Origin of the sequence: Pelomonas sp. Root1237 (genome assembly GCF_001425055.1) — a bacterium.
Classification (GTDB): domain Bacteria; phylum Pseudomonadota; class Gammaproteobacteria; order Burkholderiales; family Burkholderiaceae_C; genus Pelomonas.
On record NZ_LMDK01000005.1, the window covers coordinates 19,830 to 35,244 of the forward strand.

A 15,415-nucleotide genomic window follows, 5' to 3' on the forward strand; every position below is an offset into this window, starting at 1 on the left:
CGAGCCGCCACGCAGTTCGACTATCCTGTTAGCAAGCCCGGCAGCCTCGGGCGCCTCAGGGAGCCGACTTGGAATCAAGCAGCCTGCCCCGGGAGGGCGGTGTTCCCACTGAAACCGCGCCGGCGCACGCTCGGCCGGCCTTTCTGCTGGACCAGCCGGCCGGCCCGCGCGAGCGCCGTCATGCGCTGATCGTCGCGCTGCTGTCGGTGGCCGTGTTCGCGGCCCTGCTGCCCTTTGCCAAGCTCAAGCTGGCGGCGGTGCCGGCCTTCATCCCCATCTACGAGTCGGCCCTGGTGCTGACCGACCTCATCACGGCCGTGCTGCTGTTCGGCCAGCACCGCATCCTGCGCTCCCAGGCCCTGCTGGTGCTGGGCTGCGGCTATCTGTTCACCGCCGCGATGGCGACGGCCCATGCGCTGAGCTTCCCGGGCCTGTTCAGCGCCAACGGCCTGCTCGGTGCGACGACGCAAACCACCGTCTGGCTCTACATGCTGTGGCATGGTTGCTTTCCGCTCTTCGTGCTCGGCTATGTCGCGCTGAAGAGCAGGCCGCAGTTCACCGTGCCGACGTTGACCTGGCCCGCACTCACGCTGCTGGCCGGCGCCGGCTGCATCGCGATGACCACGCTGGGCCATGACTGGTTGCCCGAGCTGCTGGTGGGCGGCCGCTACTCGCTGGCCTTCCAGGTCACCGTCGGCTGCGTCTGGGCCTTCAGCCTCGTCGCCCTGGCCGCGCTGTGGCGCCAGCAGCCGCGGACCGTGCTGGACCTGTGGCTGATGGTGGTCAGCCTGGCCTGGCTGTTCGACATCGCACTGTCGGCCATGCTCAACGCGGCGCGCTTCGACCTCGGCTTCTATGCCGGCCGCATCTACGGCCTGCTGGCCAGCTCGGTCGTGCTGATGGAATTGCTGCTGGAAAACAGCGCGCTGTACGCGCGCCTGTTCAAGGCCTACGAGGCCGACCACGCCCAAGGCGAGGCGCTGGCTGCCGCACGCGACCAGGCCGAGGCCGCCAACGCCGCCAAGAGCCTCTTCCTGGCCAGCATGAGCCACGAGATCCGCACGCCGATGAACGCCATCATCGGCCTGACCAACCTGGTGCTGGAGACGCGGCTGGACCCGCGCCAGCGCGACTACCTCGGCAAGGTGCAGACCTCCTCCAAGGCCCTGCTGACCCTGCTCAACGACATCCTCGACTACTCCAAGATCGAGGCCGGCAAGATCACGCTGGAGGCCGAGGAGTTCGGCCCCGAGGAGCTGATCGAGAACGTCGGCCATCTGTTCTCGGCGCGGCTGGAAGAGGCCGGGCTGGACCTGCTGTTCGAGTTCGACGAGCGCCTGCCGCATCGCCTGGTGGGCGACAGCCTGAGATTGACCCAGGTGCTGAACAACCTCGTCGGCAATGCCATCAAGTTCACGCCACGCGGCGAGATCGTCGTGCGGGCGGACCTGGTGGGCGAGCACGAGGGCCGCATGCGGCTGCGCATCAGCGTGCGCGACACCGGCATCGGCATGACGCCCGAGCAGGTGGATCGCCTCTTCCAGGTCTTCGGCCAGACCGATGCCTCCATCGCGCGCCGCTACGGCGGCACCGGCCTGGGCCTGGCCATCTGCAAGCGCCTCGTCGAGCTGATGGACGGTAGCTTCGAGGTCAGCAGCCTGCCCGACCAGGGCAGCACCTTTTCCTTCACCTGCGACTTCGGCAAGGCCAGGCCGGGCGCCGAGCGCATCGACCTGCACCGCATCCGCGGCATGCGCACCCTGGTCGTCGACGCCCAGCCCACCGAGCGCCTTATCCTGCAGCAGATGCTGCAGAGCTGGCGCTTCCAGGTCGGCGTGGCCTCGTTCGGCGACGAGGCGCTGTATCGCCTGCGTCAGGCCGACCCGCAGCACCCCTACGAATTGCTGCTGCTGGACTGGAAGACGGCCGGCGCGGACTTCGTCGACACGGCCCGCCGCATCGCGGCCGAGCGCGGCGCACCGCCACCGGCCGTCATCGCGCTGGGCAGCCTGCATGCGAGCGAGCGCGTCGCCGAAGAGCTGCAAGGCCGCGCTGGCACCCAGATCCTCGTCAAGCCCGTCACACCATCGCGCCTGTTCGACGCCCTCATGCAACTGCAGCGCGGCGAGCCGCCGGCCGCAGAGGCACCGACAGGCGGCAGCATGGCCGACCTGGCCGAGACCATGCGCCCCCTGCACGGCGCGCGCATGCTGCTCGTCGAGGACAACCCGGTCAACCAGCAGGTGGCCTGCGCCTTCCTGTCCATGGTCAAGCTCGACGTCGAGGTGGCCGAGAACGGCCAGGAGGCGGTGGAACGCCTCAAGCACGAGACCTTCGACGCCGTGCTGATGGACATGCAGATGCCCGAGATGGATGGCGCGACGGCGACGCGGCTGATCCGCGCCATGCCACAGCACGCCCGCCTGCCCATCATCGCGATGACGGCCGGCGCCATGGAGCACGACGTGCAGGACTGCCTGGCCGCCGGCATGAACGCCCACGTCAGCAAGCCCATCGATCCGCGCCAGCTGGTGCGCACGCTGCTGGCCTGGGTGGCGCCGCCGGCCCGCGCGCAGCAAGGTTAGGAGGGATCGGGCACGCGCTCGAAGTCCATCTCCCAGTTGACCTCCCAGGTCTGGCCTCCATCAGCCGAGAAGGCCTGCTGCCAGTGCGGCCGGCCCGTGGTGGTGTTCGTCCAGCGATAGCGCACGCGGATAGGCTGGCCACGCAGCTCGTCGTCGCACTGGAACTCGCCGACACCGTCGGCAAAGCCGCCCACCACCGGCGGATCCAGGCGATGCGGATTGCGGCCGTCCACCCACCAGATGGCCCATTGGCTCGTGGCCGGGTCAAAGGTGCGCATGGACAGGGCGCGGTAGGGGCCGGTGGGCAGCTCCAGCACGTTGTCGTCGATGTTGCCGCTGCCTTCAAGCAGCGTCCACATGCGGCAGCTTCCCTCGAAGTTTTCCCAGTCCTCGCAGCCGAGCAGGCGTTCCTTGAGGCGGCGGTGGCTGACCTTCCAGTGGCCGATGAAGAAGTCGAAGTCCTGCGGGGTCGAAGTCGTGATCATGATGTTCAGGTGTGAAGGGCGGAACGGGCCGTGGGCGCCAGGCGCAGGGTCTGAGTGGGCTTGGCCAGCCAGGGCTGAAGTGATGCGGCGAAGTCCCGCGACAGGGCTGCCCTGGCGTCATCGAACAAAGCCAGAGAGACCAGCACGTGTTCGCCTTCGCGCACCGGCAGGCGCGGGAAGTTGTTGGGCGTGGCCTCGGTGACATACCAGGCCAGCTGTCGGGCACCGGCGGCGCGCAGCGCATCGCTGAGCGGGCCGCGGGCAAGGCCCAGCAGTTCAGGGCCGGCCGGCGCTTTCAGGTGGAAGGCCGTCGCCAGCACAAGCCCGGGCGGCAGCGCCGTCGCGCCGCGTTCGGCGCGGGGCAGCGCCGGCTCAGGCAGCGCGGCGCCATTCCAGGCCGGGCGCAGCAGCAACACGTTGTCGGAATCGATCATGGTCGCGTTGGCCGTGTTGCGGTGCTGTGTCCAGACCGGCCCGCCATAGAAGGCAGGCAGGCTGTCGCCGCGCGCGGCCATGTCGGCGAAGCCGCGCAGCCAGACAAAGCGGTCGGGCCCGTCCAGGTCGCGGAACTGGCCCAGCACGCGGATGCCGACGGCCTCCTGCGCGGCGACGAACTCGCGGTCGAAGAGCTCGATCAGCGTGTCGCGTTTGCCCGGGTGCAGGGTGTACTGGCGCAGTTCGACGACCTGACAGTCCGGCGCGACGGGCGGTGTGGTTTCGAGAGGCAGAGGCATGGTTCAGAGTCCACGGAGTTCAAGGTCCGTGCAGTCTGCGCCGCTATACCTGTCAATGCGTGGCGTGTTTTACGACGTGCCGACGTCAGCGCTCGAAAACCGCGGGCCGGGTCATTCGGGCACCGGCAAGCTGAGGCCGCGCTTGAGCACGCCCATGGCAACCTGGGTCGTGTAGCGGCGCACGGGCGGGTTGTCGGCCAGCAGCCGCGCCATCAGCGCTTCATAGGCGGTCGTGTCGGGGGCGGTGACGACAAGCACGAAGTCGTTCTCGCCGGTCACATAGAAGGCCTGCTGCACGGCGGCCTCGGCATCCAGCCAGGCGCGCAACCGCGCCATCGGCTCGGGGCGCTCGCTGTCGACCTGCAGGGCGGTGATGAAGGTCGTCGGCCGGCCGATCTGGGCGGCGTCCAGCACGGCGACCTGGCGCTGGATGACGCCCTGCTCGCGCAGCCGCTTCAGCCGCCGCTGGATGGCCGAGGCCGACAGGCTGACATGCTCGGCCAGCTGCTCGGCGGTCAGCGCGGCGTCCTGCTGCACCAGGGTCAGCAACTGGCGGTCAAAGCGGTCCAGGTCCAGCTCGGGCATGTTCTGAAATTGCGGCCAAACGGCAAGGGAGCCGCGCATCTTGCCGGATTTCGCCGCGACACCCTTTCTAGGATGACAGGCGTCCCCACAGGAGTTCTTCTCGATGATCGATCACGTGTCCCTGGGCACCCGCCGCTACGCCGAGTCGGTGGCCTTCTACAGCCGCGTGCTGGCGCCGCTGGGCCTGGCGCTGCTGCGCGACACCGGCAGCGAAGCCGCCTTCGGCACGCCCGAGCGCTGGTGCTTCTTCCTCTACCCGGTGCCCGAAGACGAGCCGGTAACGGCGCGCGGTGCCCACATCGCTCTCGGCGCTCCGGACCGCATCGTCGTTGCAGCCATACATGAGGTGGCGCTGGCCTCGGCGGCTCGCGACATCTTCACGCCACGCCCCCGGCCCGACATCAGCGAGACCTACTTCGGCGCGATGTTCCATGACCTCGACGGCCATCGCATCGAGGTGCTGACGAACGCGACCTAAGGCTTGAGCTCGTCGTCGTGCTGGCCGAGGGTCGGCGCGGCGAAAGGTTCCGGCCCGGGGGTCCTGCCAAAGACGATGGATCGCGTGACGCCGCGGTAGCTGCCAACGGTCGCATGCGCCAGGTCACCGACGATGCCCTCGGCCAGCACCTGCGGGTGCTGGAACATGTCCTCGACCTGGCGGGCCGCCGCGCAAGGCACCTCGTCGCCGAACAAGGCCTCCCACTCCAGCGCCGTGCGCGTAGCCAGGGCCGCATGCAGCCTCGTCAGCAGCCCGGCGGCGTTGGCGGCGCGCTTCTTGACGGTGTCGAAGCGCTCGTCGGCCGCGAGATCGTCCAGGCCCGTGATGCGGCACAGCGCCGCCCAGAAATGCGCTGTGTTGGCCGAGATGTAGATATGCCCCTCACGCGCCGGGTGGATGCCGGTGACGCCGCCCGAGCGCATGTCGCGGCCGATGTCCAGCGGCTCATCGCCGGCCCAGACCAGGCGAGCCGACTGCATCGTCAACGCGCTGCGCAGCAGCGACACACCGACGTACTGGCCGCGCCCGCTGCGCTCGCGCTCGAACAGCGCCGACGCGACACCTGAAGCGACCAGGGCCGCCGCGTAGTAGTCGACCACCGAGCCGTAGAGGATCTCCGGTGGCCCGCCGCGCTTGCCCTGCAGCGCGCACATGCCGGTCAGCGTCTGCAGCACCTGGTCGTAGCCGGCCTTGTCCTTCAGCGGCCCGGTCTCGCCGTAGCCGGTCACGGCGCAGTAGATGAGGCGCGGGTTCAGCAGCTCCAGCTGCTCGTGCGCAATGCCCAGGCGCCTGGGAACGCCGGGGCGGAAGTTGTGCACCAGCACGTCGGCCTCGCGCACCAGGCGCAGCAGGGCGGCGAGGTCGGCGGGCTGCTTCAGGTCCAGCACGACGCCGCGCTTGCTGCGGTTCACGCCGATGAAGGCACGGCTCTCGGCAGCCAGCGTGGACGGGTAGTTGCGCAGGTTGTCGCCGGCCGGCGGCTCGACCTTGAGCACGTCGGCGCCCTGGTCGGCCAGCAGCGTGCAGCCATAGGGCCCGGCGATGTAGGCACTCAGGTCGAGCACGCGCACGCCGCTCAGTGGCCCCGGTGGGCCGGGTCGGGTGGAGGGAGGGAAGGCAGCGGCGTTCACGGCGGGGGGCTCGTCAGGATGGCAGCCAGTCTGGGCCAGAAGCCCGGCGCAACCAAGGGCGCCGACGTTCGCTCAGGCATTACGGAATCTTGGTTGTCGTGGTTGTCGTGGTCACCGGCGCAGTCGACAGCCAGGTCAGCCGCCAGGCGCCGTCCTCGCGGCCACCGGCGAGGAAATAGGGCTGGAAGTCCAGCGGCGCGCGGTAGCCCAGGCTCATGCGCAGCGTCGGCACTTCGGCGCCGGCCACCTCGCTGACCCAGTGTTCGAGCGGCACCTCGGGCAGCTTCACGGTCTCCGCCGTCTTGAAGCCGTCGATCAGCGGCGTCGAGAAGACCAGCGGGCCTCGCGTCAACGCCACATAGCCCAGATCGAGCACCGTCTGGTGAACGGCGCTGCCGTCGGGCGCGCGCGACTCCTGCACATTGCGGTTGCGGCGCTCGTGCAGTTCAGCCTTCATCGGCAGGCATAGCCTGACGGTATCGCCGGGCTGCCAGATGCGGTCAATGGCGAGATAGCTCCCCGGCGTGCCGGAAAACCGCTCGCCGCCGACCTCCGCATGGGCGCCCTCGGCCCAGGATGGGCAACGCAGCTTCAGCGTGAAGCGGCTCGGTGCATCAAGGTCGAGGGCCAGCGCCACATCGCCGTCGTAGGGGTAGCCCGTCTCGATGCGCAGGCCCACGCCGCCGACGCGCGCCGTCAGCGGGCCATAGAGATGCACGGCCACCTCGCTGTCACCGCCGCTGATCGCCAGCGCCGGCAGTTCCTCCAGCGCCATCGCGCCGCTGCTCTTGCAGCAGCGCCAATACGTCGTGTGCACACGCCGGCCGTTGGGGAAGCTGTAGTAGCACCAGTCCTCGCCATTGGGCGCGATGGCGCCCAAGAGATCGTTGTAGGCCGCGCGCTCGATCTCCTCGGCATAGCGCGCATCACCGCTAAGCTGCAGCAGCTCGCGGTTGAGCTGCAGCCAGGCCAGCGTCGAGCAGGTCTCGACATAGGCCTCGGGCACAAAGCTGCCCGGCGCATTGAAGACCTCGCGCGAGCGGTGGGCCACGCCACCCCATGGGCCGCCACCCAGGCTCAGGTGCTTGTCGCGGATACCGGCCCACAGCGCATGCACGGCAGCCAGCAGCTCGGGCCGACCGGTCGCACGGTGCAGCTTGGCCAGGCCGACGAGGTTCCACAGCAACTGATAGGCCTTGCCGGTGGCGATGTCGGCCGCGTCGGCGCCGGCCAGCGCGCGGCTCAGCAGGGCCAGCGGCGCGTGGCGGTCGGCCTGCGCCAGGATGCGCTCGGCCAGGTCCAGGTAGCGGCGCTCGCCGGTTGCGAAGTAAAGCTCGCAGGCTGGGTCCATCAGCACCGTGGCCGACATGCCGTGGTGATTGCCGAGGTCGGTGATGTCGATCTCCGCCAGCGTGCTCGCGCAGAGGTCGCCGATGCGGCGCGCCGCTGCCAACCAGGCCGGCTCCCCGAAATGGCGGTGCGCTTCGAGCAGCCCCAGGATCAGATAGCTGTGCGTCCAGATGTCCCAGGTGCGCAGGCTCGGCGCGCCGTCCCAGGTCAGCGGCTTGGGTGCCTGCTTGACCATGAAGCGGCGCGACGCGGCATAGGTGCCGAGATAGCCGTCGGCTTCCTGCTGGGCGCAGAGGAAGTCGGCGACGACGCGCACGTTCTCTGCGAGCTCCGCGTCGCCGCTGCGGGCCGCGGCGCGCGAGGCAGCGACCAGCCATTTGCCGGCGTGCTCGCCGTACCAGTCGCCCTCCAGGTTCTTGTCCGCCACGGCGCGCAGGAACAGCGCAATGGCCGGGCTCTCGGGCCCGGCGATGAAGCGGTGCAGCCGGCCGCGGCGGCTGGCTTCGACGGCCTCGCCGAGCACGCCGCCGAGCTGGACCTCAGCGCGCATCGACGACACAGCGGAAACCCAGCATGCCGGAACGGTCCTTGCACGGCGCCATCAGCAGGTATTTGCCGTGCTGGTCGAGCCGGTAGGCCTGCGGGAAGTACCAGTGCGAAGTCTGCGGCTGGTAGCTGCTGCCGCCGCGCAGCACGGCCGCGCGGGTGTGGTTGTCGGCGTATTCATCGGTCCACTGCCAGACATTGCCGACCAGGTCCAGCACGCCAAACGGGCTGGCGCCGCGCAGGTGGGCGTCGACGTCGGCCGGTGCAGCCAGTGTGCGGCCGGTATTAGGCGGCGGCACGGCGCTCGCGTCCCAGGCCTCGCCCCAGGGATAGGCGCGGCCGTCGCCGCCTTGGGCGGCGTATTGCCACTCCCATTCATGCGGCAGGCGCTTGCCCGCCCAGGCGGCATAGGCGCGGGCATCCTCGATGCCGACCCAGGTCACCGGCTTGTTGGCCCAGCCTGCGGGCGGCTCACCGTTCACCCAATGGCGCAGGAAGTTGTGCGCGTCCGCCGGTTGATAGCGCGCGGCCAGCACGAAGGCATGGAACTGCGCGTTGGTCACCGGCGTGCGGTCCATGAAGAAGCGCGGCATGTCCATGCGACGGCGATGCTGGCGGCGCGGGCTGTTTTCCCATGGGTATTGCACGTCCAGGCCCGCCCAGGTCTGGCCCTCGACCTCGACGCCGCCGACGGCGAAGTCGAACTCACCGGCAGGGATCTCGACCATGCCCTCAGGTGCCTTTTCGACGCACGGTGTGGGTGCAATGGCGACGAGCTGCTGCGTCAGCGGCCGCCAGGTCTTGTCCAGCGACTGCAGCGGCGTGCGCGCCAGCTCGGCCATGCGAGCCAGCAAAGACCCGTCCACCGACTCACCAGCCGCAACGGCCAGCAGCGCGCCAAAGCCCCGCGCCTCCAGCGCCACCGAGAAGACCGCCTGAGCACCGTCCACGCGCGGCTGCACCTCCACGCCGTTCCACATGTCGAAGTAGCGCGTGCCCTCGGCATGCTCGACGGCGAGCTGCTCGCCATCGACCGCGTACTCGTTGCGGTTCACGATCGTCCACAGCCGCCGCGCGTCAAGGGGAAAGGCGCTGGCAAAGACGCCGGCCTGCAGCGTCGGCGCATAGGGCCGCCAGTCGCGGCTGACCAGCAGCGGTGCCAGCCCGCGGTAGAGCGTCGCGATGCGCTTGAGCGTGGCGGCATCCCGGCCGGTGAAGCCATTCCAGATGCCCCACACGTTCTCCCAGGCGTTGTAGCCCACACCGTTGAAGAAGCAGTACTGGAAGTCGTTGTTGCGGTCGCGGCTCCAGCGGTTCTCGAGGTTGATCATGTGGCGCGGTTCCAGCCACTTGAACTTGGCGACGACGGGCACGACGTCCTGCGGCACCTTCTTGCCCCAGCTCTGCACATTCCAGATCAGCTGCTCCTCGCAGGAGATCGTCGACTCGGGCTGCAGCACGACGTAGCGCCCGCGCCGCTCGCAGGCGTCGAAGAAGGCCCGCGGCACGCCGTTGTAGGTGTCGCCGTTGATGCCGTCGGCACCGACGGCCTGCACGATGCCGGCGATGGCCTCCCAGTCGCTCTCGGCGTGCTCGCGGGTGCCGTGATCCCAGGGCTTGGTGGGCAGGAAGACGCGCACGCCGCGGCGGTGGAAGGCGTCCACTGCGCGCTTCAGGCCTTCCAGACCACCGGGCAGGTCGTGGGCCAGGTCGGTCTGGTTGCGGTCGTCGATGCCGATGTTGGGATAGACGTACCAGATCAGCACGCTGTCCAGGCCACCAAAGCGCTGCTCGAGGTCGTCGAGGTAGCGGTCCACCGTGTACTCGCCGGTGGCCGCGTCGAAGAAGAAGCGGTCCTCGACCATCATCTGCGCGTGCACGAAATTGCGCTGCGCCCATTGCAGCTCGGGGCGGCGGTAGTTGGCGTCGTCATAGCCGATGCGCACCAGGTGCTCGCGCCGCCAGTCGCGCAGGTCGCGCAGCCAGTCGTCGGCGGTGCCGTTGACGTCCATCTGCCAGTGGCCGATCTCGGCGAACGGCCAGCCCGGTGCCTTGCCCGGCGTGGGCAGGTAGCGCTGTGTCGTGACGTGGGAGAACTTGTACTCGGCCATGGATTTATCGGGACTGCAGAAAGGACTCGACCTCGGCACGCGCGGGGATGCTGCTCTGCGCGCCTGGCCGCGTGCAGGCCAGGGCCGCAGCGGCGCAGGCCAAGCGCAGCGCCTCGGGCCAGCGGGCGCCATTCGCCAGCTCGGCCACCAGGGCACCGCAGAAAGTGTCACCGGCCGCGGTCGTGTCGACAACCTCGACCGTAAAGCCGGGCTGCTCGAACCAGGCCGCGCCGCAGCGTGCCCGCACGCCGCGTGCGCCCAGCGTGACGACGACGCAGGGCACGTCCAGCGAGGCAATGGCCGCGTCGATGTCATGCTGGATGCCGCTGATGGCGGCCAGCTCGCCCTCATTGACGACGAGCAGGTCCAGCGCACCCAGCAGCGCGCGCGGCAGGGGTTGGGCAGGCGCGCCGTTCAGCGTCACGTTGAGCCCGGCGGCATGGGCGACGCGCGCGCAGGCCGTGACGGTGGCCAGTGGCGTCTCCAGTTGCAGCAGCAGGTGGCTGTAGTGGCTCAGCGGCGGCAGGTGTTCGGGGGCCAGGCCGGCATTGGCGCCGGGCGCGACGGTGATGGCGTTCTCGGCGTCGTCGGACACGCAGATGAAGGCGGTGCCCGTGGCCAGGCCCTCGGGGCGGACGATGTGGGGCGTCACGCCAGCGGCGCGCAGCGAAGCTTCGAGCTCTGCGGCGTAGGCGTCCTGGCCGAGGGCGACGAGCATGTCCGTCGCCACGCCACCGGCGCGCGCGCAGGCCACGGCCTGGTTGGCGCCCTTGCCGCCGGGGAAGGTCTGGAAGCCGCGGCCCAGCACGGTCTCGCCGGGCACCGGGATGCGCGGCGCGCGCACGACGAAATCAAGATTGGCCGAGCCGGCGACCAGGATGGCGGGAGACTTCATCGCTCGAGGGCCTGGTAGACGAGGTTGTGGAAGGCGGCCGTCGGCCGCGGCGGGTCAGTGGCGACGCCGCGCGGCACATGCTGCATCAGCAGGATGGCGACGAGGCGCTCGCGCGGGTCGACAGTGAAATAGGTGGTGGCCGCACCCGGCCAGCCGAAGGCGCCCTCGGACCCCAGCCGGCCGCGGCGGGCGACGTCCAGCACCATGGACACGCCCAGGCCAAAACCCTCGCCCGGGCCGAGGTCGTTGCCGACGTCCAGGTGGCCGACCTGGTTCATGCGCATCAGCGCCACGGTCTTGGGCGACAGCAGCTGGCGGCCGCGCCACCAGCCCTCGTCGAGCAGCATCTGGGCGAAGCGCAGATAGTCATTCGCCGTTGAATAGAGGCCGCCGGCACCGCTGTCGTAGTCGCGCAGCGCCACGCCCGGCGCGTCGGCCGAGCGGGCGTTGGCGAGCACGAGGCGGCCGTCGTCGGCGACGCTCGTGATGTCGGCGATGCGGTGGCGCTGCGCGGCGGGCACCGTGAAGCCGGTATCGCCCATGCCCAGGGGTTCGAACAGGCGTTCACGCAGGAATTGCGCAAAGGGCCGACCCGACACGACTTCGACAACGCGGCAGAGCACGTCGGTGTTGGTGCCGTCGTAGCGAAAGCGGCTGCCCGGCTCGACGGCCAGCGGCACGGCGGCGACGCGGCGTGCGAAGGTCGCCAGGTCGGGCGCGGCCTGCGGGTCGGCCGCCGCGCCGTCGGTGTCAAAACCCGAGGTGTGCGTCAGCAGATGACGCAGGGTGACCGGCTTGCGCGGCCTGCTGCCTTCGCGCAGGCGCTGGCCCGCGAACTCGGGCAGGTGGCGCTCGACGAGGTCGTCCAGCGTCAGCCCGCCCTCCTCCATCAGCATCAGCACGGCCACCGACGCGATCGGCTTGGTCATCGAGTAGATGCGGAAGATCGCGTCCAGCGGCATGGCCTCGCGGCGTGCGAGGTCGCGGTGGCCGTGGGCCTGGTGATGCAGCACGCAACCATCGCGCGCCAGCAGCACGACGGCGCCGAGATGGCCGGGGCCGCGTGCGCTGGCACGCGTGTCGCCTTCGAGGAAAGCGTTCAAGCGCCGCAGGCGCTCGACCGAGAAGCCGGCCGAGGCCGGCGTGCAGGCCGGCAGCGCCGGCTCGGCCCGCACCGGCCAGGCGATCGCGGCGGCAGCGGCCAGCAGCAGGCGCCGTGTCGGTTCGGGTCGGGAGACAGGGGTCAGAAGGTCACCGTATGCGTCAACGACACGACGCGGCCGCGGCCCGAGGTGTAGTTGCGGAAGCCCACCACCTGCGACCAGCTCAGCACGTAGAACTTGTTGGTCAGGTTCTCGATGCCCAGCGAACTCTTGCCGCCATGGCCCCAGTCCCAGTTGGCGCTGAAGTCGAACAGCGTGTAGCCCTTGGTGTGCTCCTCGGCGCTGGTGCCGACATTGAGATCACGCGAGCTCAGCTTGGTCGCGCCCAGCGTCACATCGGCCTGGGGCAGGAAGCGCCAGGTGGCCGAAGCGCCGAGCTTGTCGGGGTTGATGTCGAGCACGCCCATCTGCTTGGTCAGCGGGCCGCCGCTGGTGAACCAGGTCTTGCCTGACGTGTGCGAATACAGCGCCGTGAACTTGAGGTCGCGCGTGGCGCGCAGCTCGCCGGTCAGCTCGTAGCCGCTGATGTTGACGGGCTGGCGCGACAGCAGGAAGTCGTTGGTGACCGGGTCGATGGACAGCGACTGGCCGAAGTCAGACTTGCTCTTGTAGTAGGAGCCGCCGAAGGAGCCCATGGCGCCACGCCAGTTGAAGCCGATCTCGTTGTTCTTCACGATGACGGCCTGCAGGTCCAGGATGCCCGCGACGGACTGGCCGGGGTAGCTGATGTTGCGCAGCGGGATGCCGACATTGGGCAGCGTGAAGCCCTTGCCGCTGGAGACGAAGGCCGACCAGCCGTTGCCGATCTTCCAGACCGCGCCGATATTGGGCAGGTTGGCCTTGTAGTTCAGCGTGCCGCCCTTGACGTCCACGCGGTTGCGGAAATAGGTGGTCTTGTAGTCGGCCACCTCCAGCTCGCCATCCTCGCGGCGGAAACCGCCAGAGATCGTCACTGGCCCGATGTCGTAGGAGGCCTGGAACCACGGCGCGACGCTGCTGTAGTTCATCGGCGGCACCCACAGGCGATCGGTCAGCGCCAGCCACTGCCTGGCGGTATCGTGCGTCAGGTCGACGCCCCCGCGCACCTCCAGCCCTTCGACGCCGAAGACATCGCCATGGCTGTAGGCATTGCGCAGGCCGTATTTGCGTGTGCGCACCTCGGACTGGTCCACCAGCGTGCCCAGCGGCGCGATCAGCGGGTCCTGGCGGTCGGCACCGTTCTCGGCCGGGTAGCGCATCTTCTGGTCGGCGTAGTAGGCGTCCAGCGACAGCGAGCCGCCCCACAGGTCGTTGTGCTTGTAGGAAAGCGTGCTCTGCGAGAAGTCGTTGATCTCGCTGAGGGTGCCGAACAGGCCGGGCCGCTCGGAGGTGTTGGTGGAGCCGGCCGTGCGATCGCCGTCGACGAGGTGGTAGTTGCCCTTGCCCTCGATCTTGAACTTGGAGAACGATGCCTGGATGCGTTGTTCGCGGTTGGCGCCGAAGTTGTAGCCGGCCTTGGCGTAGACATTGTTTGCCGTCGAGTCGGCGACCGAGCCGCTGGTGTTCAAGCCGATGCGCCGGCCGTGGCCGTCGTAGGTCATGCCGCGGTCGATGCGCGAAACGGCACCCATGAAGTCCCAGTCGTCCGCCTTGAAGGCGTAGTTGGCGCCAAGCTTCCAAGCGGCGCTGTCGTCCTCGAAGCCCGTCGAGTAGCGCGCCGTCAGCGTGACCTCGCTGCCCATCTTGGTGGGCGTCTTGGACAGGTAGTTGATGATGCCGCCCGCCGCGCCGATGCCTTCGGACGCCGAGGGGCCGTTGATGACCTCGATGCGGCCGACCAGGCCCATGTCGGTGAAGCTGGCGTTGCGCGTGCCCTCGCGCAGCGGCGAGCCCTGGGGCACGCCGTCGAACAGGCGCAGCGCGATGCGGCCGCGCAGGTTCTCGCCGGTGTTGCTCATGGCCTGAGATGACTCCGCATAGCCCGGCACCGTGCGCGACAGCACGGCCGTCATGTCGTCGGTCATGTTCAGCGTGTGGGCGATCTCTTCCTTGGTGATCAGCGTGACGGCACCCGGGATCTTGTCGACGGCCTTGGGCACGCGCGTGCCGGTGACGATGACGCGCTGGAGCTCGCTGCCGTCCGCGTTGGTGTCGGCATCGGTCGCGGCCTGCTGGGCCTGGGCGCCAGCCGCAGCCAGCGCGGCAACAGCGGCCAACGCGATGGCGCGGCGGGGGAAACGGGTGGTGTGGCCCTGGCCGGCCGGTGCTTGTCTCGTCATCTTTGTGCTTTCCATCGATCTGTGGGCGCGCCTTCTGCACTGACGCCGGTGGGCGTGGCGTGGCGGGCGCTGTGGCCGCAGTCTCAGCCAGTGCGTGACAAGCTCACACCCTCGCCACCTATGTTCAAGCCCAAGAATTTGTTGTGTGCCGATGCGGCCGGCTCAGGCCAGGCCGGACACCGCACGCGCTTCGCGCAGAAAGGCCGTGACCAGGCGGTGGCGCACCGTCGCGCGCGACCACACGACGCCGATGCGGCGTGGCTCGCTGGGCAGGGGCAGCGGCAGGCAGACGACATCCAGCCCTTCCGGCCAGGGGCGCAACCAGTCCGGCACCAGCGACACACCCAGGCCCCGGTCCACCATGACGGCGATGGCGTTGAGCGCATTCAGCTCGAAGCGCTCCTGCGGCACGATGCCGGCGCGCTGCAGGTATTGGTCGGCGACGCGGCCGCCCCATTGCGTGCGGTCGTAGCGCACCAGCGGCTCGCTCGCCAGCAGCTCGTGCGGGTCGCGGCCGGCCCATTTGCGGGGCGCGAGCACGACGAGCTCCTCCTCGCGCAGCAGCTCCCAGCCGCAGGTCTTGGGCAGCGGGAAGGGCGCCTCCAGCACGACAGCGGCGTCCAGGTCGCCCGCCTCGACGGCGCGGTAGAGCTCGGGCGAATAGCCTGGCCGGATGAAGACCTTCAGCCTGGGATGCAGTTCGACCAGACGGGCCAGGATGTCGGGCACCAGGCCGGTCAGCGCATTGGTGCCGGCACCCAGGCGCAACTCGCCGGCCGGCGTCTCATCGGTGGCGATGGTGCTCAGGTCGGCCACGCCGCGCAGCAGTTCGCGCGTGCGCTCGAGGATGCGCGAACCCGGCTCGGTGACGTGCACCGAGCGGCCGGCGCGGGCGATCAGCGGCGCGCCGATCTCGCGCTCCAGCGTGCGGATCTGCTGGGCCACCGCCGCTGGCGTGATGTTGAGCACGCGCGCGGCGGCGGCCATCGAGCCGTGGTCGACGACAGCCACGAAGGTGTGCAGGAACTGGGTCTCCAACGTGCGTGTCCTGATGCAGCTCTGGGCGGCTGCCTG

At 69.5% G+C, this 15,415-nt stretch carries 12 protein-coding genes; 2 read left to right on the forward strand and 10 right to left on the reverse strand.

What is annotated here, in order from left to right; translation table 11 throughout:
• Positions 1–68 precede the first annotated feature (68 nt).
• On the forward strand, positions 69–2,585 hold the full coding sequence (locus ASC91_RS06470) for a response regulator (protein ID WP_056194030.1): 2,517 nt from the start codon (positions 69–71) through the stop codon (positions 2,583–2,585).
• Here the strand turns inward: ASC91_RS06470 and ASC91_RS06475 are convergent.
• The 3 genes from ASC91_RS06475 to ASC91_RS06485 all read right to left on the reverse strand — a co-directional run bounded on the left by ASC91_RS06475 (position 2,582) and on the right by ASC91_RS06485 (position 4,389).
• Positions 2,582–3,070 carry a hypothetical protein gene (locus ASC91_RS06475; protein ID WP_056194033.1) on the reverse strand — a complete coding sequence of 163 codons (489 nt, stop codon included), beginning with the start codon at positions 3,068–3,070 and terminating at the stop codon, positions 2,582–2,584. The genes ASC91_RS06470 and ASC91_RS06475 overlap by 4 nt on opposite strands.
• Before the next feature lie 5 nt (positions 3,071–3,075).
• The gene (locus tag ASC91_RS06480) at positions 3,076–3,804 is read right to left on the reverse strand and encodes an NIPSNAP family protein (protein WP_056194034.1); all 729 of its coding nucleotides are present in this window, start codon (positions 3,802–3,804) and stop codon (positions 3,076–3,078) included.
• 111 nt (positions 3,805–3,915) lie between these two features.
• Positions 3,916–4,389 carry an Lrp/AsnC family transcriptional regulator gene (locus tag ASC91_RS06485; RefSeq protein ID WP_056194282.1) on the reverse strand — a complete coding sequence of 158 codons (474 nt, stop codon included), beginning with the start codon at positions 4,387–4,389 and terminating at the stop codon, positions 3,916–3,918.
• Positions 4,390–4,492: 103 nt separating this feature from the next.
• On the opposite strand from ASC91_RS06485, the gene ASC91_RS06490 reads away from it, so the two are divergent.
• A complete protein-coding gene (locus ASC91_RS06490) occupies positions 4,493–4,867 on the forward strand; it encodes a VOC family protein (RefSeq protein WP_056194037.1) in 375 nt (124 codons plus the stop codon).
• Here the strand turns inward: ASC91_RS06490 and ASC91_RS06495 are convergent.
• From ASC91_RS06495 to ASC91_RS06525, 7 genes are all read right to left on the reverse strand, one after another.
• A complete protein-coding gene (locus ASC91_RS06495) occupies positions 4,864–6,018 on the reverse strand; it encodes a CaiB/BaiF CoA-transferase family protein (protein WP_056194041.1) in 1,155 nt (384 codons plus the stop codon). The two genes, ASC91_RS06490 and ASC91_RS06495, sit on opposite strands and share 4 nt — an antisense overlap.
• A 79-nt stretch (positions 6,019–6,097) precedes the next feature.
• The gene (locus ASC91_RS06500; RefSeq protein ID WP_056194044.1) at positions 6,098–7,918 is read right to left on the reverse strand and encodes a glycoside hydrolase family 127 protein; all 1,821 of its coding nucleotides are present in this window, start codon (positions 7,916–7,918) and stop codon (positions 6,098–6,100) included.
• A complete protein-coding gene (locus ASC91_RS06505; protein WP_056194047.1) occupies positions 7,908–10,025 on the reverse strand; it encodes an SUMF1/EgtB/PvdO family nonheme iron enzyme in 2,118 nt (705 codons plus the stop codon). The genes ASC91_RS06500 and ASC91_RS06505 overlap by 11 nt, the downstream gene beginning before the upstream one ends.
• A 4-nt stretch (positions 10,026–10,029) precedes the next feature.
• Positions 10,030–10,920, reverse strand: a complete 891-nt coding sequence (locus ASC91_RS06510; protein ID WP_056194049.1) for a ribokinase — start codon at positions 10,918–10,920, stop codon at positions 10,030–10,032.
• Positions 10,917–12,095 carry a serine hydrolase gene (locus tag ASC91_RS06515; protein WP_056194054.1) on the reverse strand — a complete coding sequence of 393 codons (1,179 nt, stop codon included), beginning with the start codon at positions 12,093–12,095 and terminating at the stop codon, positions 10,917–10,919. The genes ASC91_RS06510 and ASC91_RS06515 overlap by 4 nt, the downstream gene beginning before the upstream one ends.
• A 68-nt stretch (positions 12,096–12,163) precedes the next feature.
• A complete protein-coding gene (locus tag ASC91_RS06520; protein ID WP_056194057.1) occupies positions 12,164–14,341 on the reverse strand; it encodes a TonB-dependent receptor in 2,178 nt (725 codons plus the stop codon).
• Between the two features lie 162 nt (positions 14,342–14,503).
• Positions 14,504–15,379 (reverse strand): LysR family transcriptional regulator, encoded by an 876-nt coding sequence (locus tag ASC91_RS06525; protein ID WP_056194060.1) that lies wholly within the window; start codon positions 15,377–15,379, stop codon positions 14,504–14,506.
• Between the last annotated feature and the right edge of the window lie 36 nt (positions 15,380–15,415).

What these genes read in the sequence shown, in the direction of transcription:
- ASC91_RS06520 (WP_056194057.1), bottom strand. Translation starts at nt 14,341, where the DNA reads ATGACGAGACAAGCACCGGCCGGCCAGGGCCACACCACCCGTTTCCCC.
- ASC91_RS06490 (WP_056194037.1), top strand. Translation starts at nt 4,493, where the DNA reads ATGATCGATCACGTGTCCCTGGGCACCCGCCGCTACGCCGAGTCGGTG.
- ASC91_RS06500 (WP_056194044.1), bottom strand. Translation starts at nt 7,918, where the DNA reads ATGCGCGCTGAGGTCCAGCTCGGCGGCGTGCTCGGCGAGGCCGTCGAA.
- ASC91_RS06480 (WP_056194034.1), bottom strand. Translation starts at nt 3,804, where the DNA reads ATGCCTCTGCCTCTCGAAACCACACCGCCCGTCGCGCCGGACTGTCAG.
- ASC91_RS06505 (WP_056194047.1), bottom strand. Translation starts at nt 10,025, where the DNA reads ATGGCCGAGTACAAGTTCTCCCACGTCACGACACAGCGCTACCTGCCC.
- ASC91_RS06485 (WP_056194282.1), bottom strand. Translation starts at nt 4,389, where the DNA reads ATGCCCGAGCTGGACCTGGACCGCTTTGACCGCCAGTTGCTGACCCTG.
- ASC91_RS06510 (WP_056194049.1), bottom strand. Translation starts at nt 10,920, where the DNA reads ATGAAGTCTCCCGCCATCCTGGTCGCCGGCTCGGCCAATCTTGATTTC.
- ASC91_RS06475 (WP_056194033.1), bottom strand. Translation starts at nt 3,070, where the DNA reads ATGATCACGACTTCGACCCCGCAGGACTTCGACTTCTTCATCGGCCAC.